Genomic DNA, 656 nt, shown 5'->3' with positions numbered 1-656 from the left:
GTGCAGGGCGAAGCCAATGCCATCGCCCCTGGCAAGGCACCGCTGTCGTCCATGAGCCCGACCATCGTCACCAAGGATGGCAAAGTCGTCATGGTCGTCGGCACCCCCGGTGGCAGTCGCATCATCACCGCAACCCTGCTGACCATGCTCAACGTGATCGACTACGGCATGAACATCCAGGAAGCGGTGGATGCGCCGCGTTTCCACCAGCAATGGCTGCCGGAAGAAACCAACCTGGAGAACTTCGCCACCAGTCCGGACACCAAGAAGATGCTCGAAAGTTGGGGCCACAAGTTTGCCGGCCCGCAGGACCCCAACCATATTGCAGCTATTCTGGTAGGTGCGCCTTCGCTGGAAGGCAAACCTGTGGGCAAGAACCGCTTCTATGGGGCGAACGATCCACGGCGCAATACCGGGCTGTCGCTCGGTTACTGAAACAGGCGATCATCGGCCACCCCGACTCCCTGGGTGGCCTCGATCCCCGACCCTTGAACGTATCCTCGCAAAACTTAGCCTCGCAAGTTGCTACAGGCTAGAAGGGAGTTGAAATCCATCGTTCCAGCGACCTGTCTAAGGAAGGACGCCATGAGCACCGCACTCCTGCTCATCGATGTCCAACGCGCGCTGTGCACCGGCGAGTATGAATGCTTCGACAT

General features: G+C 59.3%; 1 protein-coding gene and 1 pseudogene. Both read left to right on the top strand.

The window, feature by feature from the left end:
- Positions 1-435: gamma-glutamyltransferase (locus AC1DLB_RS31460; RefSeq protein WP_477786462.1), on the top strand; the 435-nt coding region annotated here is incomplete at its 5' end.
- 150 nt (positions 436-585) lie between these two features.
- A pseudogene (locus AC1DLB_RS31455) lies at positions 586-656 on the top strand (cysteine hydrolase); the annotation flags it as partial.

The organism is Pseudomonas sp. 05N434 (assembly GCF_056396965.1).
The sequence above is the reverse complement of the archived record's forward strand: the minus strand, read 5'-3'. Positions and strand labels throughout refer to the sequence as shown.